The 25,453-nt window shown below is 74.3% G+C and carries 23 protein-coding genes; 15 read left to right on the top strand and 8 right to left on the bottom strand.

Annotated elements, in window-relative coordinates; genetic code table 11:
- Window positions 1–180 precede the first annotated feature (180 nt).
- Together Q1A09_RS00975 and Q1A09_RS00970 are read left to right on the top strand one after the other, a co-directional pair.
- Window positions 181–3,033: an RNA helicase gene (locus Q1A09_RS00975; protein ID WP_299950917.1), complete on the top strand. Its 2,853-nt coding sequence runs from the start codon at window positions 181–183 to the stop codon at window positions 3,031–3,033.
- A gap of 70 nt (window positions 3,034–3,103) precedes the next feature.
- Window positions 3,104–3,958 (top strand): DUF4333 domain-containing protein, encoded by an 855-nt coding sequence (locus Q1A09_RS00970; protein WP_299950914.1) that lies wholly within the window; start codon window positions 3,104–3,106, stop codon window positions 3,956–3,958.
- Window positions 3,959–3,964: 6 nt separating this feature from the next.
- On the opposite strand, the gene Q1A09_RS00965 is transcribed toward Q1A09_RS00970, so the two are convergent.
- Complete coding sequence (locus tag Q1A09_RS00965; RefSeq protein WP_299952057.1) at window positions 3,965–4,882, bottom strand: 5'-3' exonuclease; 918 nt, start codon at window positions 4,880–4,882, stop codon at window positions 3,965–3,967.
- A 75-nt stretch (window positions 4,883–4,957) separates the two neighbouring features.
- Here Q1A09_RS00965 and Q1A09_RS00960 point away from each other — a divergent pair, with 75 nt between their 5' ends.
- The 3 genes from Q1A09_RS00960 (at window position 4,958) to Q1A09_RS00950 (ending at window position 7,758) form a co-directional block, all read left to right on the top strand.
- Window positions 4,958–6,106 carry a Xaa-Pro peptidase family protein gene (locus Q1A09_RS00960; RefSeq protein ID WP_299950911.1) on the top strand — a complete coding sequence of 383 codons (1,149 nt, stop codon included), beginning with the start codon at window positions 4,958–4,960 and terminating at the stop codon, window positions 6,104–6,106.
- Window positions 6,081–6,560, top strand: coding sequence for an Lrp/AsnC family transcriptional regulator (locus Q1A09_RS00955; RefSeq protein WP_299950908.1), 480 nt, complete (start codon window positions 6,081–6,083; stop codon window positions 6,558–6,560). Before Q1A09_RS00960 ends, Q1A09_RS00955 begins: the two co-directional genes overlap by 26 nt.
- Window positions 6,561–6,654: 94 nt before the next feature.
- Window positions 6,655–7,758 carry an Rv2578c family radical SAM protein gene (locus tag Q1A09_RS00950; RefSeq protein WP_299950905.1) on the top strand — a complete coding sequence of 368 codons (1,104 nt, stop codon included), beginning with the start codon at window positions 6,655–6,657 and terminating at the stop codon, window positions 7,756–7,758.
- Between the two features lie 254 nt (window positions 7,759–8,012).
- On the opposite strand, the gene Q1A09_RS00945 is transcribed toward Q1A09_RS00950, so the two are convergent.
- From Q1A09_RS00945 to Q1A09_RS00935, 3 genes are all read right to left on the bottom strand, one after another.
- On the bottom strand, window positions 8,013–8,621 hold the full coding sequence (locus Q1A09_RS00945; RefSeq protein WP_299950902.1) for a TetR/AcrR family transcriptional regulator: 609 nt from the start codon (window positions 8,619–8,621) through the stop codon (window positions 8,013–8,015).
- A 96-nt stretch (window positions 8,622–8,717) separates the two neighbouring features.
- Window positions 8,718–9,185 (bottom strand): nuclear transport factor 2 family protein, encoded by a 468-nt coding sequence (locus Q1A09_RS00940; protein WP_299950899.1) that lies wholly within the window; start codon window positions 9,183–9,185, stop codon window positions 8,718–8,720.
- 352 nt (window positions 9,186–9,537) lie between these two features.
- Window positions 9,538–10,383, bottom strand: a complete 846-nt coding sequence (locus Q1A09_RS00935; RefSeq protein ID WP_299950897.1) for a hypothetical protein — start codon at window positions 10,381–10,383, stop codon at window positions 9,538–9,540.
- A gap of 193 nt (window positions 10,384–10,576) precedes the next feature.
- On the opposite strand from Q1A09_RS00935, the gene Q1A09_RS00930 reads away from it, so the two are divergent.
- Window positions 10,577–11,740, top strand: coding sequence for a glutamate--cysteine ligase (locus tag Q1A09_RS00930; protein ID WP_299950894.1), 1,164 nt, complete (start codon window positions 10,577–10,579; stop codon window positions 11,738–11,740).
- Window positions 11,741–11,790: 50 nt separating this feature from the next.
- The gene (locus tag Q1A09_RS00925; RefSeq protein ID WP_299950891.1) at window positions 11,791–12,657 is read left to right on the top strand and encodes a 1-acyl-sn-glycerol-3-phosphate acyltransferase; all 867 of its coding nucleotides are present in this window, start codon (window positions 11,791–11,793) and stop codon (window positions 12,655–12,657) included.
- A gap of 6 nt (window positions 12,658–12,663) precedes the next feature.
- Here Q1A09_RS00925 and Q1A09_RS00920 read toward each other — a convergent pair whose 3' ends face one another.
- The 3 genes from Q1A09_RS00920 to Q1A09_RS00910 form a co-directional block, all read right to left on the bottom strand.
- The gene (locus Q1A09_RS00920) at window positions 12,664–14,088 is read right to left on the bottom strand and encodes a lipase maturation factor family protein (RefSeq protein WP_299950888.1); all 1,425 of its coding nucleotides are present in this window, start codon (window positions 14,086–14,088) and stop codon (window positions 12,664–12,666) included.
- Window positions 14,089–14,099: 11 nt separating this feature from the next.
- Window positions 14,100–14,612, bottom strand: a complete 513-nt coding sequence (locus tag Q1A09_RS00915) for a GNAT family N-acetyltransferase (protein WP_299950885.1) — start codon at window positions 14,610–14,612, stop codon at window positions 14,100–14,102.
- A gap of 81 nt (window positions 14,613–14,693) precedes the next feature.
- Complete coding sequence (locus Q1A09_RS00910) at window positions 14,694–16,058, bottom strand: KamA family radical SAM protein (RefSeq protein ID WP_299950882.1); 1,365 nt, start codon at window positions 16,056–16,058, stop codon at window positions 14,694–14,696.
- Window positions 16,059–16,182: 124 nt separating this feature from the next.
- Between Q1A09_RS00910 and Q1A09_RS00905 the strand changes: the two genes are divergently transcribed.
- From Q1A09_RS00905 to Q1A09_RS00870, 8 genes are all read left to right on the top strand, one after another.
- Window positions 16,183–17,220, top strand: a complete 1,038-nt coding sequence (locus Q1A09_RS00905; RefSeq protein WP_299950879.1) for an L-erythro-3,5-diaminohexanoate dehydrogenase — start codon at window positions 16,183–16,185, stop codon at window positions 17,218–17,220.
- Window positions 17,217–18,734: an amidohydrolase gene (locus Q1A09_RS00900; RefSeq protein ID WP_299950876.1), complete on the top strand. Its 1,518-nt coding sequence runs from the start codon at window positions 17,217–17,219 to the stop codon at window positions 18,732–18,734. Before Q1A09_RS00905 ends, Q1A09_RS00900 begins: the two co-directional genes overlap by 4 nt.
- A gap of 67 nt (window positions 18,735–18,801) precedes the next feature.
- A complete protein-coding gene (locus Q1A09_RS00895) occupies window positions 18,802–20,379 on the top strand; it encodes a lysine 5,6-aminomutase subunit alpha (protein ID WP_299950873.1) in 1,578 nt (525 codons plus the stop codon).
- Window positions 20,372–21,175, top strand: a complete 804-nt coding sequence (locus tag Q1A09_RS00890; protein WP_299950870.1) for an OAM dimerization domain-containing protein — start codon at window positions 20,372–20,374, stop codon at window positions 21,173–21,175. The genes Q1A09_RS00895 and Q1A09_RS00890 overlap by 8 nt, the downstream gene beginning before the upstream one ends.
- Window positions 21,172–21,567 carry a hotdog fold domain-containing protein gene (locus tag Q1A09_RS00885; RefSeq protein WP_299950868.1) on the top strand — a complete coding sequence of 132 codons (396 nt, stop codon included), beginning with the start codon at window positions 21,172–21,174 and terminating at the stop codon, window positions 21,565–21,567. The genes Q1A09_RS00890 and Q1A09_RS00885 overlap by 4 nt, the downstream gene beginning before the upstream one ends.
- A 212-nt stretch (window positions 21,568–21,779) precedes the next feature.
- Window positions 21,780–23,363 (top strand): apolipoprotein N-acyltransferase, encoded by a 1,584-nt coding sequence (gene lnt / locus Q1A09_RS00880; protein WP_299950865.1) that lies wholly within the window; start codon window positions 21,780–21,782, stop codon window positions 23,361–23,363.
- The gene (locus Q1A09_RS00875; protein WP_299950863.1) at window positions 23,360–24,166 is read left to right on the top strand and encodes a polyprenol monophosphomannose synthase; all 807 of its coding nucleotides are present in this window, start codon (window positions 23,360–23,362) and stop codon (window positions 24,164–24,166) included. Before lnt ends, Q1A09_RS00875 begins: the two co-directional genes overlap by 4 nt.
- Before the next feature lie 38 nt (window positions 24,167–24,204).
- Entirely contained in the window at window positions 24,205–24,861 is a 657-nt protein-coding gene (locus Q1A09_RS00870) for an FxsA family protein (RefSeq protein WP_299950861.1), read from the top strand.
- A gap of 82 nt (window positions 24,862–24,943) precedes the next feature.
- On the opposite strand, the gene Q1A09_RS00865 is transcribed toward Q1A09_RS00870, so the two are convergent.
- Window positions 24,944–25,288: an RNA polymerase-binding protein RbpA gene (locus Q1A09_RS00865; protein WP_222194908.1), complete on the bottom strand. Its 345-nt coding sequence runs from the start codon at window positions 25,286–25,288 to the stop codon at window positions 24,944–24,946.
- Between the last annotated feature and the right edge of the window lie 165 nt (window positions 25,289–25,453).

The raw sequence follows: 25,453 nt of genomic DNA, 5'->3' as shown, positions 1-25,453 counted from the left end.
ATGGTCGGGCGGCCGGGTGGCCATGTTCGCCAACATGGCCGGCGTGCCACCCGGCCGAGTCGGCGAACACGGCCGCGCTTGTTCCTCTCGCCCGGCCATGTCGGCGAACAGGGCCGAGGGTGGGGGAGAGGAGCGGACGGCGTCCGAGCCGAGCCGGGCGAGCGCGCATACGGTGGGGGCATGTCCAGCCCGGCTGAGCGGTACGCGGCTGCGCGCCGGCGTAACGCACACCCCACCCTGTCGGACTTCACCGCCGAGCTCGGGTTCTCCCTGGACCCCTTCCAGGTCGAGGCCTGCGAGGCGCTGGAGGAGGGCTCCGGGGTGCTGGTCTGCGCCCCCACCGGTGCCGGCAAGACGGTGGTCGGGGAGTTCGCCGTCCACAAGGCGCTGCAGGAGGGCCGGAAGGCGTTCTACACGACGCCGATCAAGGCGCTCTCCAACCAGAAGTACAGCGACCTCTGCGACCGGTACGGGGCGGCGAAGGTCGGGCTGCTGACCGGTGACAACGCGATCAACGGCGACGCCCCGGTGGTGGTGATGACCACCGAGGTGCTGCGCAACATGCTCTACGTCGACTCCCCGGCGCTCACCGACCTCGGCTACGTGGTCATGGACGAGGTGCACTACCTGGCTGACCGGTTCCGCGGCGCGGTCTGGGAGGAGGTGATCATCCACCTCCCCGAGCACGTCCGGCTGGTCTCGCTGTCGGCCACGGTGAGCAACGCCGAGGAGTTCGCCGACTGGCTGGTCACCGTCCGCGGGGACACCCGGGTGGTGGTCAGCGAGGTGCGGCCGATCCCGCTGTGGCAGCACATGCTGGTGGGCGGGCGGGTGTTCGACCTGTTCGCGCTGCGGCCGGCCGCGCACGCGGGGGAGTGGGAGCAGACCCCGCGCGGTCTGTCGACCCGGGAGCGCGGCCGGGCCGTCGTCGACCCGGAGCTGGTGCGGTACGTGCACGAGCAGGAGCGCCGCTTCGACAGCTGGTCCGGTGGCGGGGGCGGCACCCGCGGCGGGTTCAGCCACAAGCCCCGGTACCGGCCGCCGTCCCGGCCCGAGGTGATCGAACGGCTCGACCGGGCCGGGCTGCTGCCGGCGATCACCTTCGTGTTCAGCCGCAACGGCTGCGACGCCGCGGTGCACCAGTGCCTGGGCTCGGGCATGCGGCTGACCGACGAGACCGAGCGCGCCGCGATCGCCGAGGTCATCGACCGGCGGACCGGCTCACTGCCGGAGGAGGACCTGCACGTCCTGGGCTTCTGGGAGTGGCGCGAGGGGCTGCTGGCCGGGTTCGCCGCGCACCACGCGGGGCTGGTGCCGGTGTTCAAGGAGACCGTCGAGGAGTGCTTCGTCCGCGGCCTGGTCAAGGCGGTGTTCGCCACCGAGACCCTGGCGCTGGGCATCAACATGCCCGCCCGCACCGTCGTCCTCGAGCGGCTGGTGAAGTGGAACGGCGAGGCACACACCGACGTCACGCCGGGGGAGTACACCCAGCTCACCGGGCGGGCCGGGCGGCGGGGCATCGACATCGAGGGCCACGCCGTCGTCGTGTGGGCACCTGGCGTGGACCCGGCCGTGGTGGCGGGGCTGGCCAGCACCCGCACGTACCCGCTGCGCTCGTCGTTCCGGCCCAGCTACAACATGGCGGTCAACCTGGTCGGTGCCTTCGGCCGCGACCGGGCCCGGGAGCTGCTGGCGTCCTCCTTCGCGCAGTTCCAGGCCGACCGCTCGGTCGTCGGGCTGGCGCGGTCGGCGGCCCGGCACGAGGAGGACGCCGCCCGGCTGCTCAAGGAGATGAACGGCGGGCTCAGCGCCGCGGTGCTGGACGTCGCGGGCTACGCGAAGCTGCGGATGGAGATCTCCGAGCGGGAGAAGGCGCTCTCCCGCGACTCGCAGGCCAAGCGCCGGATGGAGGCCGCCGAGTCACTCGCCGCGCTGCGGGCCGGCGACGTCATCCGGGTGCCCACCGGGCGCCGGCAGGGGCTCGCCGTCGTGCTCGACCCGGGCATCACCGAGCTGACCGACCCCCGGCCGCTGGTGCTCACCGAGGACAAGTGGGCCGGCCGGCTGGGCTCGGTGGACTTCCCGACGCCGGTCACCGCGCTGGCCCGGGTCAAGGTGCCGAAGAACTTCAACCACCGCAGCCCGCACGCCCGCCGGGACCTCGCCTCCACCCTGCGCAACGCCCGGGCCGAGAACGACCTGGGGGCGCGGCGGATCCGCGGCCGCTCGGCCGCCGGCGACGACCCGGTGCTGGCCGATCTGCGGCACGCGCTGCGCGCGCACCCGGTGCACTCGCTGCCCGACCGTGAGGAACGGGTCCGGGCCGCCGACCGGTGGCTGCGCGAGGTCCGGGACGCCGAGCGGCTGCGCCGGGAGATCGCCCAGCGCACCGGCTCGCTGACCGACCAGTTCGACCGCACCTGCGACGTCCTGCAGGAGCTGGGCTACCTGCTGCCCGAGCCCGCCGTCCAGCCGGTGCCGGCCGAGGGCGGGACGCCGCCGGACGAGTCGCCGGTGGTCTCCGACGCCGGACGGCGGCTGGCCCGGATCTGGTCGGAGACGGACCTGCTGACCGCCGAGTCGCTGCGGGCCGGCGTCTTCCGCGGGCTCACCCCCGCGGAGCTGGCCGCCGTCGTCTCCGCGCTGGTGTTCGAGGCCCGCCGGGAGAGCGCCGCCCAGCCGTCGGTGCCGGCCGGCAAGGTGGCCGGGGCGCTGGCCGAGATGCGCCGGGTGCACAGCCGGCTGGCCGACACCGAGCGGGAGCACGGCGTGCCGGTCACCCGCGAGCTCGACCTCGGGTTCGTCTGGGCCGCCTTCCGCTGGGCCGACGGGCAGACCCTCGACCGGGTGCTGGACGGCGCCCAGCAGGCCGGCACCGAGCTCTCCGGCGGGGACTTCGTCCGGTGGGCCCGCCAGCTGGTCGACCTGCTCGACCAGCTGGCCAAGGTGGCCGACGAGCCGCTCGCCGGCGTCGCCCGGTCCGCGGTCGGCCGGGTCCGCCGGGGAGTGGTGGCCGTGGCGGTGAGCGGGTGACCCGGTCGCGGGTGGGTCAGGACAGCGGGGCCGGGCGGAGCCGGACCGGGCAGCGGAGCGAGGGGTCACGATGAGCCAGCCACCACGGGACGACGAGGCACCGGACGGCCGGTCGGCCGCGCCGGACTGGGGTCCGCCGTCCTCGGGTGGCTGGGGTCCGCCGCAGGGTGGCTCGGCGGCGTCGGGCTGGGGTCCGCCGCAGGGTGGTCCGGCTGCATCGGGCTGGGGTCCGCCCCCGCGCCCCGGTCCCGACCCGACGGGCGGGTACCGGCAGCAGGATCAGGACGGAGAGCACGGCCCCCGCCACGGCCAGCCGAGCCAGTACGGGCAGCCCCCGCAGTACGGACAGGCCGGTCAGTACGGCCGGCCGGGCCAGTACGGCGGCCAGTACGGCGGCCAGTACGGGCAGCCTCCGCAGGCCGGTCAGTACGGCGGCCAGTACGGGCAGCCTCCGCAGGCCGGTCAGTACGGCAGTCGGTACGGCCAGCCCGGTCAGTACCCGCCGCCCGGTCAGTACGGCCAGCCCGGTCCGTACGGCCAGCCCGGCCAGAACGGCCAGCCCCCTCAGTACGGATCAGCCGGCCAGTACGGGGCACCGGGGTGGCCACCGGCGCAGCCACCCGTCCGTCGCCGGCGGGGCCGGAACGGGTCGCTGGTCTCCCTGCTGGTCATCCTGGCCGCCGTGCTGGTCTTCGTCCTCGTCACCGGTCCGACCCGGCTCGACCCTGGTTCGGTGGAGCAGCAGGTCAGCGAGCAGTTCGAGCAGCGCGAGGGCGTCGCGCTGGACCTGTCCTGCGACCAGGAGATGGACGTGCGGGCCGGCGCCAGCTACCAGTGCTCGGGGACGACCGCCGAGGGGGAGAGAGTGCCGGTGACCATCCAGGTCACCAGCGAGGACGGCGCCTTCACCTGGCAGGCCGGCTGAGGCCGCTCAGCCCAGGGCGTCGTCCGGCCAGCCCAGCGCGGCGCCCAGCCGGCGCACCGAGCTCTGCAGCCCGTGCGTCTCGGCCAGCGCAGCCAGGGCGTCCGGGTCCGCCGGCCGGCGGGGGAGCTCGCCGTCCACCGGCGGGAGGTCGATGGTGGTGACCACGGCGACCACCTCCGGCGCGGCGTCGAGGTACTCCCCGGCCGCGGCCAGCTTCTTGAGCACCGCGGCGGTCAGCGGCGGCTTCGGCACGACGGTGCGGGCCGCCGCCGCGCGGATGCCGTCCAGCGAGCCGAACTCGTTGATCAGCGCGGCCGCCGTCTTCGCGCCGACCCCGGACACCCCGGGCAGCCCGTCGCTGGGGTCACCGCGCAGCACCGCGAAGTCGGCGTAGGCGCGACCGGGGATGGCGTACTTCGCCGCGACCGCCGCCTCGTCGACGAACTCGAGGTCGTTGATGCCGCGGTTGGTGTAGAGCACCCGCACCCCCCGCGCGTCGTCCACCAGCTGGAACAGGTCGCGGTCGCCGGTGACGACGTCGACCGGTCCGCGGGCGCGGGTGGCCAGGGTGCCGATCACGTCGTCGGCCTCGTAGCCGGGCGCCCCGAGCCGGGTCAGGCCGACAGCGGCGAGCACGTCGACCAGCACCGGGACCTGCGGACCCAGCTCGTCGGGCACCTCCTCGCCACCCTCTTCGGCCACCCGGTGCGCCTTGTAGCTGGGCAGCGCCGCCACCCGGAACGCCGGCCGCCAGTCGTCGTCCCAGCAGGCCACGAAGCGGTCGGGGCGGTGGGCGACGACCAGCCGGGCGCTCATGTCCAGGAAGCCGCGGACGGCGTTGATCGGCCGGCCGTCGGGCGTGGTGACACTGGCGGGCACCCCGTAGAAGGCGCGGAAGTACAGGCTCGCCGCGTCCAGCAGCATCGTGGTCACGCCGGGCACGGTAACGGTGAGATGACGACGGTCGGACCTGTCGGGGTCCGTGGCTAGTCTGCGGACGTGGTCGCTGCCTCTCCGAGTTCCTCCCCGCTGGTGTCGATCGACCGGGTGCACGCCGCCCGCGCGGTCGCCGACGAGCTGGGGGTCGACGTCCTGGTCGTCACCCCCGGGTCCGATCTGCGCTACCTCTGCGGGTACGACGCGCACGCCATGGAGCGGCTCACCGCCCTGGCGGTGCCGCGCCGCGGGGAGCCGCTGCTGGTCGTGCCCCGACTGGAGGCGCCGATGATCAGCGCCTCGCCGGCCGGCGCGCTGGGGCTGGAGGTGCTGGCCTGGGACGAGACGGACGACGCCTTCGCCCGGCTGGCCGCGGCGGTCACCGAGCGGCTGGGCAGCGCTCCCACCCGGGTGGCCGTCGGCTCCCGCACCTGGGCCGAGCACGCGCTGGGTGTCCAGCGGGCCCTGCCGGGCGCCGTCCTGGAGCTGGCCAGCCCGGTCATCGACCGGCTGCGCATGGTCAAGACCCCGGCTGAGGTCGAGGAGCTGGCGCTGGCCGGCGCGGCCATCGACCGGGTGCACGCCCGGATGGGGGAGTGGCTGCGGGTGGGGCGCACCGAGGCCGAGGTGGGCGCCGACATCGCCGCCGCGATCCTCGCCGAGGGCCACGTGGGCGTCGACTTCACCATCGTCGGCTCCGGGCCGAACGGGGCCAGCCCGCACCACGAGCTCTCCGACCGGGTGGTCGAGGCCGGCGACCTCGTCGTCGTCGACATCGGCGGGGAGACCGCGACCGGCTACCGCTCCGACTGCACCCGCACCTACCTGGTCGGCGGGTTCGCGGCGCGCGGGCTGCGCGACTGGTACGACGTCCTGCAGCGGGCGCAGGCAGCGGCGGTCGCCGCCGTCCGGCCGGGCGTCACCTGCGAGCAGATCGACGCGGTCGCCCGTGATGTGATCACCCGGGCCGGGCTCGGCGAGCACTTCATCCACCGCACCGGCCACGGCATCGGCCTGGACAGCCACGAGGCGCCCTACATCGTGGCGGGCAACGACCTGCCGCTGGAGCCGGGGATGGCCTTCTCCATCGAGCCCGGCATCTACCTGCCCGGCCGCTACGGCGCCCGGATCGAGGACATCGTGGTCTGCACCGACGACGGCGTCCGCAACCTGAACAACGGTCCCCGTGAGCTCGTCGAACTCCCCGGCTGACCAGGCGGCGGGCGGCACCCCGGACGTCGACCGGGCGCTGCTCAGCGCCCTGGCGCGGGACGGCCGGGCGAGCTTCACCGACCTGGCCGAACGGGTCGGGCTGTCGGTGTCGGCGGTGCACCAGCGGGTGCGCCGGCTCGAGCAGCGCGGGCTGATCACCGGCTACGCCGCCCAGCTGGACGCCAAGGGCCTGGGGCTGCCGCTGACCGCCTTCGTGTCCATCACCCCGATCGACGTCGGCCAGCCCGACGACGCCCCGGCCAGGCTGGCGCATCTGACCGCGATCGAGGCATGCCACTCGGTGGCCGGCGTGGAGAGCTACATCCTGAAGGTGCGGGTGGCCTCGCCCGACGCGCTGGAGGGGCTGCTGCACGAGATCCGGTCCTCGGCCAACGTCAGCACCCGCACCACCGTCGTCCTCTCCACGTTCTACGAGGACCGCCCGCCGGTCTAGGCGGTCACGGTGGCCCACCACCGTTCGGCAAGACGTGGCCCGGGCCGGGGCGCCGCTGGTCGACAGCACGTCGAACATGTGTTCGGATGGCGCCATGCGATGGGACGCCCAGCGGCTGGACTTCGACGAACCGAGCGCCCTGCCCGGGCTGCCCGACGTCCGCGGCCTGCTGCGTACCGTCCAGGTGCCGGAGTTCCCCGGGCTGACGTTCCACGAGGTGCGGGCCAAGAGCGCGCTCAACGCCGTGCCGAAGGGGTCGGCGATGCCCTTCGGCCACACGATCAACCCCTACCGCGGCTGCTCCCATGCGTGTGTCTACTGCTACTCGAGGGGGACGCACGAGTGGCTGGAGCTGGACAGCGGGGCCGACTTCGACCAACAGATCGTGGTCAAGACCAACCTCGTCGACGTGCTGCGCCGGGAGCTGGCCCGCCCGTCCTGGCAGCGGGCGCACGTCGCGCTGGGCACCAACACCGACCCCTACCAGCGGGCCGAGGGCCGCTACCGGCTGATGCCCGGGGTCATCGACGCACTGGCCCGCTCGGGCACGCCCTTCTCGATCCTCACCAAGGGCACACTGGCCCGCCGTGACGTGCCCCGGCTGGTCGCGGCCGCCCGGGACGTGCCGATCGGCATGGGGGTGTCGATGGCCATCTGGGACGACGACCTGCACACCGCGCTGGAGCCCGGGGTGCCGACACCGCGCGCCCGGCTGGACCTGGTCAGGGCGATCACCGACGCCGGGCTGCCGTGCGGGGTGTTCCTGGCCCCGGTGCTGCCCGGGCTCACCGACACCCGGGAGCACCTGGAGGCCGCGATCGGCGCGATCGCCGCGGCCGGCGCCACCGGGGTGACCGTGCTGCCCCTGCACCTGCGCCCCGGAGCCCGCGAGTGGTTCACCGCATGGCTGGCACGGGAGCACCCCGGGCTGGTCGGCCGGTACCGCCAGCTGTACGGGCGGGGCGCGTACGTGCCGGCGGAGTACCGCAGCTGGCTGGCCGCCCGTGTGGCCCCCGTGCTGGTACGGCACGGGCTGGACCGGCAGAGCGGGGGAGTGGCGCGCGGCGTGGACGGCACCGGCAGCAGCCTCGGCCTGCCTGGCGACGAGTCGGCCGGCTTCCCGGCCGGCAGCCTGCCCGGCCGACTGCCCGACCGGGCCGTCGCGGCCGAGGAGCCGGAGCAGCTGGCGTTGTGCTGACCGGCCCCAGCGCTGACCCACCCCAGCGCTGACCCGGGGTCCGAGGAGGATCGGAACGGTTCTTGGCGGTAGCCATCTCTGCTGACGGCGAAGCCCCCAGCAGAGATGAAGTGTTCACAGCGCTGGTTCTGGCCATGCCTCGGTCGTCGGAGGCGCGTGCAGTTCATGCTCGGCGGCGGTGACCTGGGCCGCGGGGCGTGGTGGCAGGTGTCGGCAGAGCAGGTCGGCTGCATATCCCGCCCTTGCGGTAGAAGCTAGGGCGAAGCCTGGTGGGTGAAGTTGCCGCTGTCCGATCGAGACCGTTGCCCGCTGAGGGTCCGTGCCCAGGGCTCGTCGACGTCGGCCAGGCCGAGGGTCAGCGTGACATTTTCGAGCATGCCGGCGCCGAACCAGTGCCGGACCGCAGCGTCGTCGTGGTTCAGGAGCTCACTGACGAGTTCGACCTGCCGGGCATAGCACGTGCGCACCGCCTCGGCCACGAGCGGCTCATCAGCTGCACAACTGGCCTGCATGAGGAACCGCATGACGTCCCGGTCCTGGATCAGGGTGCTGTAGGCGGACCGGATCGCACGCATCACCCCCTCCGCCTGCCGGGGCGGCCCGGCCTCATCTGTGCCGGCGCCGGCGCCGGCTCCGGTCAGAGCATCCGAGAGCAGCTCGGACACGTGGAGGACGGCACCGGCGAACAGAGCCTCCTTACTGGCGAAGAGGCGGTAGACGTAGGGCTGAGAGATTCCGGCCCGTTTGGCGATCTCACTGGTTGTCGTGCCGTAGTAACCCTTGCGCGCAAAACAGGCCACGGCCGCGTCCAGTACGACTCGACGGCGTTGATCGCTTTTCACGCTGGAGCCGGGGGCGGGCATGTCTGCCAGTTTTTCACTGCGGGGTGAGACGGGGTTCGAGGGGGGCAAGACGGGTGGGCGACCCGTCTTGCCCCCTCTCACCCTGTCGAATCGGGATCAGCGCCCTGCGGGCCACGACACGTCTTGGCCACTGGCCGCCTGGTCGGGGGTCATGGCCTCGATGACCACGAGAGGGTTCCAGTAGTCGACGAACCGCTCGACCAGGCCCGCCTCGTCGAGGCGGATCACCGTGATGACCGTCTGCTCATAAGGCTTGCCGGTGCTGAGGACGCTTCCCTCCGAACGGTATTCGGCGACCGCGGTGCGGGGGTCGGTCGTCTCGATGAACTTCACGTCGATGAACTTCACATCGAAGGTCTGCGGGAAGCCGCGCATGTGGGCGATCAGCGCCTCGCGTCCCTGTACCCGGGTAGGCACACCGGCGGGAGCGAAGGGGAACTCGACCGTGCCGTCCGCGGCGTACAGCTTGATCCACTCGTCGATCTGGCCGGAGGACACCAGCCGCAGGTGCTCTGCCAGGGCGTGCTGTGCGGGGGTGAGTTCGCGGGCCGGCTTGGCGTTCATGGTGGCTCCTTGGTTAGTGATTGGACAATAACAAACCTAACCGGGAGGCCGCCGAGGAGCAAGGGTGAGGACCGTCACGGCCCAGCCAAAACAGACGTGGGCAGGCCGCATGGCGATCAGGACCGAAGGTCACCAAGGTCCCGGGCCGGCAGCGGAGGTGTCCGGCTCGCGAAGTGATCGCAGGGTGGTGATGTCGGGTTGCGTGAAGGCGTACCTGTCGAGGAAGTTGATGTGCTCGAACTGCAGGGACGACAGGCGGGCGATCATCTCGTCCGTGACGGGAAGAAACCGTTCCGATCCTCCCCACACCCGGACCCGCCCCAGCGCTGACCGGGCTCGGCACTGACCGGGCTCAGCCGGCCTCCCGGGCCGCCCGACCGACACTGCGCAGCGCCCGCACCGCGCCCCTCGGGCCGACCGGAGGCGCGCCGGCGGCCAGCGCCAGGCGCCGGTAGGAGTCGTAGGACAACGTCAGGTAGTCCGCGGCCAACTCCTCGACCGCGGCCCGGTGCGTGGGTGACGCGATGGCGCGCATCGCGGTCGCGGTGCGCACTGCGTGCTTGGCGAAGGTCACCTGCAGGGCCTGGGTGGACAGCTGCCCGCCCAGGTGGGAGTGGACGCCAGGGCCGCGGCGCAGCGCTGGCAGCACCCAGGGACTCGCGGCGAGCCCGGGGAACCGGTTGCGCACCGACTCCCAGGCGTGCCAGGCGGTCAGCGCGCCGGGCACCGACCACTCGCCGTCCTCGGTGCTGACCAGCAGTCGCCGGGTCGTGGCGTGCACCTGGTCACGGCGGAGCGCGCGGAACTGGCCCACCGTCCCTGGCCAGCCCAGGGCGATCGCGCACCAGGCGACGGACCGGAGGTGCTCCGGCGCCTCGCCGCGCACCCGGGTCAGCTCGCGCAGGTCCAGCGTCGGTGGATCGGGTTCTGGCGTCCGGGGCTGCGCCACGCCCAGCCCGCCGTACCGGGCCACCTTGCTGTACAGAGCGACGGTGGCGGGCTTCCAGTCCCGGGCCGCGGCCAACGGGTCGAGGCCGGTCTCGGACAGCGCATCGGGACCGAGCCCTTGTTCCAGCGCGGCCTCGACCAGACGCCGCCACTGCGGCTCGTAACCCGGGGGCGGCCGCAACCGCGCCCAGGCACGGACCGGCGGTGGGGCCGGCATCTCCGGCAGCGGCGGCTGCCACTCACCTCTCATGTCGTATTACTACCGTTATCCCCAACAATGTGCACCATCAAATTCGTCGACTCACGCCAGAGTGGTGACCTCACGACACAGGAAGACACCAGCAATGCAGACCAACGCCCCGCGCCACGCATTCCTGACGAGATCGGGTGATCCGGTCGACCCGGGAGTGCGCCACGGTCGCCGGTCGGCTGATCATGACGGGATGCGCACCGTCGGGGTCGAAGAAGAACTGCTGGTCGTCGACCCGGACGGCGTACCGGTACCGCTGGGCCCCGAGGCCCTGGAGGTCGCCGCGCGGCGAGGTGAGGGAGAGACGGTCGCCGAGCATGACCGGGCCGAGCAGTCCGGCACGGCGCCCGGCACCGACGCCGGGGGAGCGCCCGCGGGTCCACGCCTGGTGCCCGAGCTGAAACAGCAGCAGATCGAGCTGGGCACCCGGGTCTGCACCACCCTCGCCGAGGTCGCCGCCGAGCTCCGGCACTGGCGGTCCCGCGCCGACGCCGCCGCGGCGACGCTGGGCGCCCGGGTCGCGGCCCTGGCCAGCTCGCCGGTGCCGGTCGAGCCGGTCCCCACCGACGGACGGCGCTACGAGCAGATGGTCGCGGCGTTCGGGCTGACCGCGGCCGAGGTGCTCACCTGCGGCTGCCACGTGCACGTCTCGGTCGCCGACGACGAGGAGGGGGTCGCCGTCCTGGACCGGGTGCGCGTCTGGCTCCCGGTGCTCACCGCGCTGACCGCCAACTCACCGTTCTGGGACGGCCGGGACACCGGCTACGCCAGCTTCCGCTCCCAGGTGTGGAACCGCTGGCCCTCCGCCGGGCCGAACGACGTCTTCGGGACGCCGGCCGCCTACCACCGCCTGGTCGACGACCTCGTCGGCACGGGCACCGTCCTGGACGAGGGGATGGTCTACTTCGACGCCCGCCTGTCGGCGACCTGGCCGACGGTGGAGGTGCGGGTCTCCGACGTCGCCCTCCGGGTGGACGACGCCGTGGTGCTGGCCGGCCTGGTCCGGGCCCTGGTGGAGACCGCCGCGCGGGACTGGCGGGCCGGGGTGCCGGCGCCGGCGGTGCGCGCCGAGCTGGTCCGGGTGGCCGGCTGGCGGGCCGGCCGCTCCGGCCTCACCGGTGACCTGGTCGACCCGCGCACCGGGCGCCCGGCCCCGGCTCCCCAGGTGGTGCGGGCACTGGTGGAGCACGTCCGGCCTGCGCTGGCCGACGCCGGTGACCTCGAGCGGGTCACCGCCGGGCTGGCCGAGCTGGCGCGCCGGGGGAGCGGAGCGACGCTGCAGCGCGCGGTCGCCGGGGAGACCGGTGACCTGGCCGCGGTCGTGCGCGCCGCGGTGGCAGCGACCCACGGCGACTGAGCCACGGACACCGGAGCGTCGCTCTCAGCACCGTTGGTTAGGGTCCGCCCATGTACACCGCCAGCTGGGGCGACGTCGCCCGCCGCGACCTGTTCGGGTCCCGCCCCGATCCGCGTGACCGTCCGTATCGCGTGATCATCCGGCTGGCCCTGGTCGTCTTCCGGCTGTTCGGCTTCCGCTTCGACGTCCGCGGGCAGGAGCACGTTCCGGCCACCGGCGGGGCGATCATCTGCAGCAACCACGTCTCGTTCTTCGACTTCACCTACCTGGGGCTCGCGGCGCTGCCGCAGCACCGGCTGGTGCGCTTCATGGCGAAGGCGTCGGTGTTCGGGCACTGGTTCGCCGGGCCGTTCATGCGGGCCATGCAGCACATCCCGGTCGACCGCAAGGCCGGCGCGGCCGCGTTCGACGCCGCCGTCCGGGCGCTGGAGGGCGGTCACGTGGTCGGGGTGTTCCCCGAGGCGACCATCAGCAGCTCGTTCACCGTCAAGGACCTCAAGGCCGGCGCCGCCCGGATGGCCGTCGCGGCCGGGGTGCCGATCCTGCCCGCGGCCGTGTGGGGCGGGCACCGCATCGCCACCAAGGGCCACAAGGTGGTGCTGCGCCGGGGAGTGCCGGTCACGGTGATCATCGGCGAGCCGCTCGTTCCGCAGCCGGGGGAGAAGCCGCAGGCGCTGCTCCGCCGCACCCGGACGGCGATGGTGGAGCTGCTGGAGGAGGCCCAGCGCACCTACCCCGACCGGCCGGCCGGGGAAGACGACCGCTGGTGGCAGCCGGCCCACCTGGGCGGCAGCGCGCCGACGCCCGAGCAGGCCGCCGCCATCGACGCCGACTACGCCGCCGGCAACCGCACCAAGGTCAAGGCGCCGCACCCGCTGGCCCGGATCAAGCAGCTGCTGGCCCGCGCCCGCCGCTGACCGTCCTCAGCGCGCCAGGTCGTCAGCCGTCACCGGGGCCACCAGCTCACGCTCGTACGTCCGGTGCCACCACGCGCCGGTCTCCCGCCGCTCGGCCCGGGTGGTGAACCGGTAGCGGTACACCAGCACCCGGACGGCGGCCGGCCGCTGCGCGCCGAACGGCGCCGAGCGCAGCAGCCGCAGCGTGGCGGGGTCGGCGTCCAGCAGCTTGCCCAGGAACGGCACCAGCCAGGACCGGCCGTAGGCGGGGGAGAGGGCGGCGAACCACATCAGCCAGTCCAGCCGCAGGTGGTAGGGCGCCCACTGCGGCGGGCGGCGGTGCACGTCCCCGGGCTTGCCGCGGAACTCGTACTCCCGCCATCCCGCGTCCGGGCCGAGGGTGTCGGTCGCCTCGACCACCAGCTCACGCCGCACCTTGGTGACCGAGCCGAAGGCGCCGTAGCTGTTGACCAGCCGCAGCGGGTCGAAGCTGGAGTTCATCCGCTGCGACGACGACAGCAGGTTGCGCACCGGCGCGACGCTCAGCACCGCGACCAGCACGGCCAGGACGACGACCACGACGGCGTGCCAGGTCGGCGCGGCGAGCTCGGCCGGCCGGTCGGGGAGCACCGCGGCCAGCCAGCGGCCGTCGAGCAGCGAGAGCCCGAGCACCAGGGTGAGCGCGTTCAGCCAGGCGAAGTTGCCGCTGACCAGCAGGTACCCCTGGGTGACCACCATGACGGCGGCGGCGACCCCGGCGATCGGCTGGGGCAGCAGCAGCCCGAAGACGACGACCAGCTGGGTGCCGTGGTTGGCCAGCGTCTCCACCCGGTGCAGCCGCGGGCTGAGCCGGTGGAACCGCCAGCTCAGCGGGTTGGGCATCGGCTGGGTCTCGTGGTGGTAGGCCAGGCAGGTCAGGTCTCGCCAGCACCGGTCGCCGCGCATCTTGATCAGCCCGGCGCCGAACTCCAGCCGGAACAGCAGCCAGCGCACCAGCCACATGCCCAGGGTGGGCGGGGCGACGTGCGCCGGGCCGAGGAAGACCACCAGGAAGCCGACCTCCAGCAGCAGCGACTCCCAGCCGAAGCCGTACCAGATCTGGCCGACGTTCACGATCGACAGGTACAGCGCCCAGAGCACCAGCCACAGCGCCATCCAGCCGGCCAGCGGCAACCGGTCGGCCAGCCCGACCAGCGCGGCGACGGAGAGCGCGATGCCGGTCCAGCAGCAGCCGGCGAAGAACCGGTCGGACCAGTGCAGGTGGAACAGGCTCGGGGCCTTCCGCCAGGACGCCCACTGCAGGTACCGGGGCACCGGGGTGAGCCCGGCGGAGCCGAGCAGCGCCGGCCCCTGCCGCAGCGCCGCGACGAACGCGATCACGTAGACCAGCGCCACCCCGCGGGTGAGCACCAGCCGTCCCTCCCACGCGCCCGGGTCGGCGAACCAGTCCATCGCGCGCTCCCTCAGACCGCCGGCGACTCGAGCCGGAAGGCCTCCAGCTCGGTGTCGTACCAGCGGGTGGTGCGGCCCAGCGGCTGCATGCCGAGCTTCCGGCACACCCCGAGGGAGGCCTCGTTGCCCGGCCGGACGACGGCGTAGACCTCCAGCAGCCCCGCGTCGAAGGCCCGGTCGACCACCGCCCGGGCCGCCTCGGTGGCGTAGCCGCGGCCCCAGCTGTCCGGGTGCAGGTGCCAGCCGACCTCCACCTCACCGACCCCCTGCGGCAGCGGCTTCAGCAGCACCGTGCCGGCCGGCAGGCCGCCGTCCGGTGGGTCGATCGCCCAGCAGCCGTGCACCGGGTTGAGCTGGTGCACCAGCCGCCACCGCTCGACCAGCTCCGCCGGGGGCACCGTCGGCCCGCCGCCGAGCCAGCGGGTCACCTCGTCGCGGCTGTACAGGTCGGCCAGTCGCGCGAGGTCGGCGCCGGACGTCGTCCAGCCGCGCAGCCGCAGCCGGTCCGTGCACAGCAGTTCCACCCCGAGGGAGCTACCGCCGTCCGCGACCCCGGAAACCCCACCCCTGACCCCGTTGCCGGGGCCGGGCAGCGGGGTCCTCCGTCAGCCGACCGGGGTCAGGGTGGAACTACGGTGGGCTGCCCACCAGGCGCGGCCCTCGGGCCCGAGGGTGTGGATCGGGTCGTAATAGGTGTGCCGGCGGTCCAGCGCCGCCTCGTCGGTGCGCTCGATGCCGGTGCGGTAGTTCTTCGTCCAGTACGAGATGCCGAGGTCACGGTCGTACTCGGCGACCTGGTGCACCCAGCGCTTGCCGACGTAGGGCACGTCGCAGACGATCCGCGGGGTGGCGAAGCCGGGCAGGTAGCCCATCACGTCGTGCTGCAGCGTCTGGGCGGTGGACAGCGAGACCCGCCAGTGCTCGGCGCTGGGGATCATGTCGCACATGTAGAAGTAGTAGGGCGTGATCGAGGCGCCGTCGAGCAGCGCGAAGCAGAGGTCCAGCAGCTGGCCGGCGGTGGCGTTGACCCCCTCGAGCAGCACACCCTGGTTGCGCACGTCCCGCACCCCGGCGCCCAGCAGGGCCCGGGCTGCCTCGGCCACCAGTGGGGTCACCGACTGGGCGGCGTTGACGTGGGTGTGCACAGCGAGCGAGACGCCGCGGGCCCGGGCGGTCTCGGCCAGCCGGCCCATGCCGTCGAGCACCTCGGCCTGCAGCCAGTGCTGCGGCAGGCCCATCAGCGCCTTCGACGCCAGCCGGATGTCCCGGACCGAGTCGATCTCCAGCAGCCCGGCGACGAACGCCTCCAGGTTCTTGAACGGCAGGTTGGCCACGTCGCCGCCGGAGACGACGACGTCCCGGACGCCGGGGGTGTCGCGCAGGTACTGCAGCATCGCGCCCTGCCGGTCGACCGGCTTGAGCTCGAACTTGAGCTTCGGGACGGCGGGGGTCGAGTTGCCCACCAGGTCCATCCGGGTGCAGTGGCCGCAGTACTGCGGGCAGGTCGACAGCAGCTCGGCCAGCACCTTGGTCGGGTAGCGGTGGGTCAGCCCCTCGACCGCCCACATCTCGTGCTCGTGCAGCGAGTCGCGGGCGGCGTGGGGGTGGCTCGCGTCGTCGCCGGCGAGCCGGTCGGAGGCGACCGGGAGCATGTAGCGGCGCACCGGGTCGGCCAGCATGGCGGCGGTCGTCGGCAGCCCGGTGGGCACCATGGTGTTGAGCATCTGCGGCGGCAGCAGCAGCGACATCGTCGCGGCGCCGGTCTGGTCGGCCTCGAGGTCGGCGTAGAACGCCTCGTCGAGCAGGTCGCCGTACACGCCGCGCAGCTGGCGCACGTTCTTCACGCAGTTCACCCGCTGCCACTGCGCGCTGCGCCACTGCTCCTCGGTGACGCCGGCGAAGCCGGGGAGCCGGCGCCAGTCGGGCTCGACGAGCTCGCGGGCGGTGTACTCGTAGGGCTGCTCCAGCACTGGCACTCCTGTGCGACCGGGACGTCGGGCCTCGACACGGCGACCCTACGGGAAGAACTACGGCTCGTGGCCGACATCACGCTAGGTTCTCCGGTGTCGAGCCGGAGATGACGAAGGGACGACGGTGGCGATCAGCGCACTGCACCGCAGCCTCGGGGTGCACCGGGTGCTCGAACCGGCCGGGGTGCTGCCCCAGGCCGCCCACCGGCTGGACCCCGACCCCCGGATCGGACCCGACGAGGTGCGCATCGCCGTGCGCCGGGTCAACCTCGACGCCGCCTCCTACCGCCAGCTGGCCGAGCAGCACGACGGGGACGGCGAGGCGGTGCGGGCCGCGGTGCTCGGGATCATCGAGAGCCGGGGCAAGATGCACAACCCGGTCACCGGCTCCGGCGGCATGCTCATCGGCGTCGTCGACGAGGTGGGCGACGACTCCCCGCTGGGCCTGGAGCCCGGTCAGCGGGTGGCCACCCTGGTCTCGCTCACCCTCACCCCGCTGCGGGTCACCGACGGCCTGGCGCACTGGGACGGTCGCAGCGAGCAGGTGCCCACCGCCGGCACCGCCGTGCTCTTCGCCCGCTCGATCGCCGCGGTGCTGCCCGACGACCTGCCCCAGGAGATCGCCCTCGCCGTACTGGACGTGTGCGGGGCGCCGGCGGCCACCGAGCGGGTCGTGCACCGGTCCGGCCACCGCCCCTCGGTCGCCGTCCTGGGGGCGGCCGGGAAGTCCGGGTCGCTGAGCCTGGCCGCCGCGCGCGACGCCCGCGCCGGCCGGCTGGTCGGCGTCGTCCGGGACGAGCGGGAGGCCACCGCGCTGCGCGCCGCCGGGCTCGCCGACGAGGTGGTGGTGGCCGACGCGACCGACCCGCTGGCCGTCGCCGCGGCCGTCGGCCACCCGGTCGACGTCACCGTGGTCTGCGTCGACGTCCCCGGTGCCGAGCACGGGGCGGTCCTCGCGACAGCCGACGGCGGCACCGTGGTCTTCTTCTCCATGGCCACGTCGTTCTCGGCGGCGGCCCTGGGAGCTGAGGGGATGGCGGCGGACGTGACGATGCTGGTGGGCAACGGCTACACGCCGGGGCACGCGGCCCTGGCGATGGACCTGTACCGGCGCTCGCCGGGCGTGCGGGCCCTGATCGAGCCACGGGTGCACACCTCGTGACCGACCTGCTCGTGCGGGACGTGACGATCGGTGACCGGCCCGGGCAGGCGGTGCACGTGGTCGCCGACCGGATCGCCTGGCTGGGGCCGGCCGCTGACGCCCCGTCGTCCGGGCGGGTGCTCGACGGTGGGGGAGCACTGCTCACCCCGGCGTTCGTCGACGCCCACGTGCACGCCACCGCCACCGGGCTGGCGCTCACCGGCCTGGACCTCGCCGGCGCCGACAGCCTGCGGTCGGCGCTGGCCCGGGTCGCCGAGCACGCCGCGGCCGCACCGACCGGCGTGCTGCTGGGCACCGGCTGGGACGAGACGGCCTGGCCGGAGGGGCGCGGCCTGACCCGGCACGACCTGGACGTCGTCGTGGGGGACCGGCCGGCGTACCTGGCCCGGATCGACGTCCACTCGGCCACGGTCTCCACCGCCCTGCTGGACCGCCTGCCGGAGGTGACCGGGCTGCCCGGCTTCTCCGCCGACGGCCGGCTGCGGCTGGACGCGCACCACGCCGCCCGGGTGCTCGCCTACGGCTCGGTCGACCCGGCGCAGCGGCGCACCGCCCAGCGCGCCACGCTCGACGCCGCCGCGGCGCTGGGCATCGGCACGGTGCACGAGATGGCCGGGCCCGAGGTCTCCGGCGCCGACGACCTCGCCGGGCTGCTGCAGCTGGCCGCCGAGCAGCCCGGGCCGCGTGTGCTCGGCTACTGGGGCGAGCTGTTCGAGCGCGGCGGTCTGGACGTCGTCGCGGAGCTCGGCCTGGCCGGCGCCGGCGGTGACCTGTTCTGCGACGGCGCGTTCGGCTCGCACACCGCCGCGCTGAGCAGCCCCTACACCGACCGCCCGGAGACCACCGGCGCGCTGCGCTTCGAGACCGGGCAGCTGGTCGAGCACCTGCGCGCCTGCACCCTCGCCGGCGTCCAGGCCGGCTTCCACGTCATCGGCGACGCCGCGGTCGCCCAGGTGCTCACCGCCGTCGGGGCCGTGGTCGACGAGCTCGGCCGCGACGCCGTCCGGGCCTGCCGGCACCGGCTCGAGCACCTGGAGATGGTCGACCCCGACGCGATCGACCGGCTGCGCCGCTGGGGGATGGTGGCCAGCGTGCAGTCCGCGTTCGACGCGCTGTGGGGTGGGGCCGAGGGCATGTACGCCGAGCGGCTGGGGGTCGCCCGGGCGGTGGCGACCAACCCGCTGGCCGACCTGGTCGACGCCGACGTCCCGGTCGCGCTGGGCAGCGACGCCCCGGTCACCCCGCTGGACCCGTGGGGCGGGGTGTTCGCCGCCATCGACCACACCACCCCGGGATCGGGGATGCGGCCCTTCGACGCCTTCGACGCGGCCACCCACGGCGGGTGGGTGGCCGCCCGGGCCGAGCACCCGGAGGGCCCGCTCGCCGTCGGCGCGCCGGCCGACCTCGCGCTGTGGTCCACCGAGCTGACGCTCTCCGCCGTCCTGACCACCCGGACCCGCCCCACCTGCCGGCACCTCCTGGTCGCCGGCCACCCGATCGGAGCCCCCCGATGACCCACCGCGGTTTCGCGCGAACGAGCACGCGCGCTTTCGCGCGAACAAGTGCGCTGGGGGGAGGGCGATGAGCCGGCTCGCGCTCGACCCGGCGCTGGTGGCGCGGGCGCGGGCCTTGGCCGCGCGGGCCGCGGCACCGGTGGTCGACCTGGCCGCGACGTACACGACCGTCTCCGTGGAGCGCGCGCAGCTGCGCCTGGCCGGGCTCACCGGCACCGACCCGCTGGACGGCGAGGGGGAGGTGCCCTGGGTCAACCGGGTGGTCGACGCCGTCCGCGACCAGGTCGGGCTGGAGCACGGCGTCGCCCTGCCGGTCTGGCACGCCCTCGCCGACGGCGGCACGCTGCAGGAGCTCGCCGAGAAGGTCGGCGCCGGCACCGCGCGGTTCACCGTCCCCGAGGGCGCCGCCGCCGACGAGGCCCGGGAGGCCGCCCGCGCCGCCGTCGGTGCCGGGATCGCCCGGATCGACGCCAACCGCGCGCGGCGGGAGGAGCTGGTGGCCACGCACGGCGACCCGCCCCGCCGTCCGTGGATCTACCTGATCGTGGCCACCGGCGACATCTACGAGGACATCCCGCAGGCCCAGGCCGCGGCCCGGGCCGGCGCCGACGTCATCGCCGTCATCCGCTCCACCGGGCAGTCGCTGCTGGACTACGTGCCCGAGGGCGCCACCCGCACCGGCTACGCCGGCACGTACGCCACCCAGGAGAACTTCCGGCTCATGCGCGCCGCGCTGGACGACGTCAGCGCGGAGCTCGGCCGCTACGTCCGGCTGACCAACTACGCCTCCGGGCTGTGCATGCCCGAGATCGCCGTGCTGGCCGGGCTGGAGCGGCTGGACATGATGCTCAACGACGCGATGTACGGGATCCTCTTCCGCGACATCAACCCCCGCCGCACCTTCGTCGACCAGCGGTTCAGCCGGATGGTGCACGCCCGCGCCGGGATCATCATCAACACCGGCGAGGACAACTACCTCACCACCGCCGACGCCGTCGACGAGGCGCACACCGTCACGGTCAGCCAGCTGCTCAACGAGCACCTGGCACACGAGGCGGGGCTCGCCGACTGGCAGCTGGGCCTGGGGCACGCCTTCGAGATCGACCCGGCGGTGCCGGAGTCCTTCCGGCTGGAGCTGGCCCACGCGCTGCTGGCCCGCGGCCTCTTCCCCGACGCCCCGCTGAAGTGGATGCCGCCGACCAAGCACATGACCGGCGACGTGTTCCGCGGCTACCTGCTGGACGGCTTCTTCAACCTCGCCGGGGCGCTCACCGGCCAGGGCATCCTGCTGGTCGGGATGATGACCGAGGCCGTGGTCACCCCGTGGCTCTCCGACCGGGACCTGGCGCTGCGCAACGTGCGCTACGTGCTGGAGGCCGCCGGCAACCTGCACGAGGACTTCGCGCCGCAGCCCGGCGGGTTCATCGACCGCCGCGCCCACACCGTGCTCACCGAGGCGGTCGACCTGCTGGAACGGATCGCCGACCACCCGCAGGGGCTGATCCAGGCCATCGCCGACGGCACCTTCGGCATCACCAAGCGCTCCCCGGACGGCGGCAAGGGCCTGGACGGCGTCGTCGCCAAGGCCGCCGACCACTTCGACCCGGCCACCGAGCTGCTCACCCGGGAGGTGGCCCGTGCCTGAGAACGGCCATGTCGGCGAACATGGCCGCGCGGGCGGGAGCGTGGTGCGGCCGTACGGGGACACCACCGGTGACGGGATGGTCCAGACCTCGTTCACGCTCCCGATCCCACCCGGGCCGAGGGCGGACGGCGCGGCGCTGCAACTGGCGCAGAAGATGGGCATCGAACCGGCGATGGTCGTGCACAGCACCGGGATCGGGGAGGGGTTCACCTTCTTCGTGGTGTACGGCAGCGTGCGGCACCTGGTCGACCTGGACGCCGTGCAGGTCGAGGAGCGGGCCTACCCGCTGCTGTCGCCCGGCGAGGTCAACGCCGCGGTGAAGACCCGCCTGCGGCGCAGCCTCGTCGTCCTGGGTGCCTGCATCGGCACCGATGCGCACACGGTGGGCATCGACGCGATCCTCAACCTCAAGGGCTTCGCGGGGGAGAAGGGCCTGGAGTACTACCGGGAGCTGCAGGTGGCCAACCTCGGCGCCCAGGTCAGCGTGCCCGAGCTGGTGCACGCCGCCCGCGCCCGGAAGGCCGACGCCGTGCTGGTCTCCCAGGTGGTCACCCAGAAGGACGCCCACCTGCGCAACACCCGCGAGCTGGCCGGGGCGTTCCGTGAGGCGATGGGGGAGTCCCGCCCGCTGCTGGTGGTCGGCGGACCCCGCTTCGACCCCGCGATGGCCGCCGAGCTGGGCGTGGACAAGGTCTTCGGCCGGGGGACGACGCCCGGCGAGGTCGCCAGCTACCTGGTGCACGCCCTGGTGCCCGCACCCACCCCGCCCACCAGCCCGCAGGAGGAGCCCGCATGACCGACGCCCGGGTCGGACTGACCGTCACCCACCGCCGCTACGTGCCCTACGCGCACGCCCACTACGGCGGCGACCTGGTCGACGGCGCGTACACCCTCGGCCTGTTCGGCGACGTGGCCACCGAGCTGGCCATCCGCACGGACGGCGACGAGGGGCTGCTGGCCGGCTACTCGGAGGTCCGCTTCCTGGCACCGGTGCAGGCCGGGGACGTGCTGGAGGCCTCCTGCGAGGTCGTGCGGGTGGGCCGGCGCAGCCGCGAGCTGCGCTGCTGGGCCGAAGTGGTCGCCCGCGCCGAACCCTCCCGCGGCGCGTCGGCGGCACGGGTGCTCGACCCACCGGTGCGGGTCGTCGAGGCGGTCGCCACGCTGGTGGTCCCGGCCGAGCAGGACTGAGCCCCGCGCCGCGCCCGGTCGGGCACGACCGACCTCGCCGGTTCCCGGCCACCGGGGACCTCGGCGCGGTCGCCCCGGCCCGGTCACAGCCGGACGCCCAGCTCCGAGTGGGATGCTGGACGGCGGTCGCGACGACGGGTGCGCGACCGGGTCGGCGCGGCGCGCTCGACCCCGACGACCCGGGGCGACCCGGGACAGCGCGGAGGTGGGGCGTGCCGGCAGTGGTGGCGACCGGCACGGTCGACGCGGAGCGCCCGAGCGCCCCGCCCGCGCGGCTCCGACGCCGGCTGCCCTGGCGCACCGCGCTCGCCGCCGCCGGGGGCCTGGCGATGTTCCTCGCCTTCCCCGGGCACGACGTCTGGGCGCTCGCGGTGCTCGGTCCGGCCGCGCTGACCGTGGCCGTGCACGGGCAGCGGGTCCGCGGCGGGCTGTGGCTGGGGCTGGTGCTCGGCCTGGTCTTCTTCGTCCCGCTGCTGTCCTGGACCGGCATCTACGTGGGCGCCTTCCCGTGGCTCGCCCTGGCGGTCGCCGAGACGCTGTACCTGGCCCTGCTCGGCGGCGCGGCCGCCGCGGTGTCCCGGCTGCCGGGCTGGCCGGTCTGGACGGCGGCGCTGTGGGTGGCCCAGGAAGCGCTGCGTGGCCGCTGGCCGCTGGGCGGCTTCCCCTGGGGCCGACTGGGCTTCAGCCAGGCCGAGGGACCGTTCACCGCCTTCGCCGCCTACGGCGGGGTGCCGCTGGTCAGCTTCGCCGTCGCGCTCACCGGCACGCTGCTGGCCGCCGCCGTGCTCACCCTGGGCCGAGGCCGCCGCGGTCGCCGGCCCGCCGCGCTCGCCGCGGTCACCGCACTGGCCCTCCCGCTGCTGGGCACCGCGGTCGCCCTCCCGCTGGCCGGCTCCTCGCTGACCGAGGGCGGGCCCACCCGCACCGTCGCGGTCGTCCAGGGCAACGTGCCCCGGGCCGGGCTGGACTTCAACGCCCAGCGCCGGGCCGTGCTGGACAACCATGCCGGCCAGACCGTCGAGCTGGCCGACGCGGTCGCCCGCGGCGAGGCCGAGCAGCCGGACATGGTGATCTGGCCGGAGAACAGCTCCGACATCGACCCCTACAGCAACCCCGACGCCGCCCGGGTGATCAGCCGCGCGGCCGCCGCGATCGGCGCCCCGATCCTGGTCGGCGCGGTCGTCGACGGGCCGGGGGAGAAGATCTCCAACACCGGCATCGTCTGGGACCCGGTCACCGGGCCGGGGGAGACCTACGTCAAACGGCACCCGGTGCCGCTGGCCGAGTACGTGCCCGCCCGGTCGTTCTTCCGGTTCTTCAGCCCGCTGGTCGACCGGGTCACCGACTTCGCGCACGGCACCCAGGACGGCAACCTGACCATCGCCGGCGCCAACGTCGGCGACGTCATCTGCTTCGAGGTGGCCTACGACGGGCTGGTCGGCGACGTGGTGGACGGCGGCGCCGGGATGATCGTCGTGCAGACCAACAACGCCACCTTCGGCTACACCGACGAGACCGAGCAGCAGCTGGCGATGAGCCGGCTGCGGGCGGTCGAGTTCGGCCGCACCGTGCTCGTGGCGGCGACCAGCGGGATCAGCGCCGTCGTCGCCCCGGACGGCACGCTGGTGCAGCGCTCGGAGCTGTTCACCGCGGACACCTTCGTCGAGGAGATCGCCCAGCGCGACTCCCGGACCGTCGCCGAGCGGCTGGACGCCGCGCCCGAATGGCTGCTCACCGCCCTGGGCGTGGGCGCCGTCCTCGCGGTCGCCGTCCGGCGTCGGCTGGCCGCCCGGTGACGGGGCCGGCGGCCGTCCCCGGTCCGGTGCTCGTCGTCGTCCCCACCTACGACGAGGTCGACAACCTGGGCGCCGTGCTGGACCGGCTGCACGCCGCCGTCCCGACGGCGCACGCCCTCGTGGTGGACGACGGTTCACCCGACGGCACCGGCGAGCTGGCCGACGCCCGCGCCGCCGCCGACCCGCGGGTGCACGTGCTGCACCGCGCGGCCAAGGCCGGGCTGGGCCCGGCGTACGTGGCCGGCTTCCGCTGGGCTCGGGAGCACGGCTACGGCGTCGTGGTGGAGATGGACGCCGACGGCTCACACCCGCCCGACCGGCTGCCGGCGATGCTGGCCGCGCTGGCCGGCGCCGACCTGGTGCTCGGTTCGCGGTACGTGCCCGGCGGCTCGGTGCTCGACTGGCCACCGCACCGGCTGGCGCTGTCCCGGCTGGGCAACCTCTACACCCGCTGGGCCCTCCGGTTGCCGCTGGCCGATGCCACCGGCGGTTTCCGGGCCGCGCGGATGGAGCTGATCGACGCGCTGCCCTTCGACGAGGTGGCCTCGCAGGGCTACTGCTTCCAGGTCGACTGGGCCTGGCGGGCGGTGCGCAGCGGCGCCCGGGTGGTCGAGGTGCCGATCGCCTTCAGCGAACGCACAGCCGGCCGGAGCAAGATGAGCGGTTCGATCGTTGGAGAGGCACTGGCACGGGTGACCTGGTGGGGCATCGCGGACCGGCTGGCCGACCGGCTGCCGGGCCGGGTGCGCCGTCCCGTGCCGGGACGAGCCCGCGACGGGCGGCGACCGACGGTCCTCCGCTAGGGAGGGCCCGCCACCGATCGGGCGGAAGAGGAGCACAGATGGCGATGGGCGGCGGGACGGTGGGCGACGGGACGGTGGGCGACCGGGCCCTGGGCGGCAGGTCGACCGGCCGCACCGCGGCGGGCCGGCCCGCCGGGCGGCGGGGGCAGGGCCTGCGGACGGCGATCGGGCTGGCCGCGCTGGCCGAGGTCGCCGTCTACGTGCTGGTGGCCTCGCAGATCGGGCTGGGCTGGACGATCCTCGCCACGCTGGTCACCAGTGCGCTGGGCTGGGTGCTGCTCGCCCGGCAGGGCACCAAGGCGCTGGGGGAGCTGCGGCTGCGGGCGCAGGAGCACCGCGCCCCCGGCCGGGCGCTGGGTGACGCGGGGCTGGTCGCCGCCGGTGGTCTGCTGATGGTGCTGCCCGGCTTCCTCGGCGACCTGCTGGGGCTGCTCTGCCTCCTGCCGGCCACCCGGGCACTGCCGCGGGCGCTGATCACCCGGTTCGTCGCCCGCCGGGTGCCCGCGCACCTGCGCGGCCCGGTGCGGGTGCGCTCGGTGCGCACCGAGCCGGTCGGCGCCCCGGACGCCCCGTTCCACGCCGGGCCGGCGTCCCGGGCGGGCTCGGGCACGGTGATCGACGGCCAGGTGGTCGAGGGAGACGTCATCGACGCTGACGTGGTCGACGACGGGGGGACGCCGGGCGACCGGCGCTGACCCCGGACACACGAGAGCCCCAGCGGGTGGTCCCGCTGGGGCTCTCGGGTGTCCGGCTCCCCTCGGTCAGAGGGGCCGGACGTCAGCTCGCGCGCGTACGGCGGCCGCGGAGCACCTCGAGGCGCTCGGCGAGGACCTCCTCGAGGTCGTCGACCGAACGGCGCTCCAGGAGCATGTCCCAGTGCGTGCGCGGCGGCTTGACCTTCTTGGGAGCCGGCTCGGAGCCACCGACGAGCTTGGCGGCCGAACCGTCGTACTTGCACTCCCAGGTGTCGGGGAGCTCCGCGTCATCGGCGAAGGGCACCGTGACGAGGTGCCCCTGGGCGCACCGGTACTCGGCGTACTGCCGCTCGATGGGCGCGGTGTTGCGCTCGGTCTCATAGCTCACGCTGCCCAGTCGGCTTCCGCGCAGGGAACGCTCGCCCATGGCACACCGTCCTCTCGTGCTGTGGTGGTCAGTCCTGGACTGCCCGGGCAGCCGCATGCTCACGCATCCGGTGCGGGGTGTCGCAGGGGTCAACGACAGATGAAGGAAAGAGATTCCGTGTCGTCAGCGCAACATCATCGCACGGGGTGAGGTATCGAGGCGGCA

Origin of the sequence: uncultured Modestobacter sp. (assembly GCF_947486615.1) — a bacterium.
In the GTDB taxonomy this organism is placed as follows: Bacteria; Actinomycetota; Actinomycetes; order Mycobacteriales; family Geodermatophilaceae; genus Modestobacter.
This window is presented reverse-complemented; position numbering and strand designations above follow the sequence as displayed.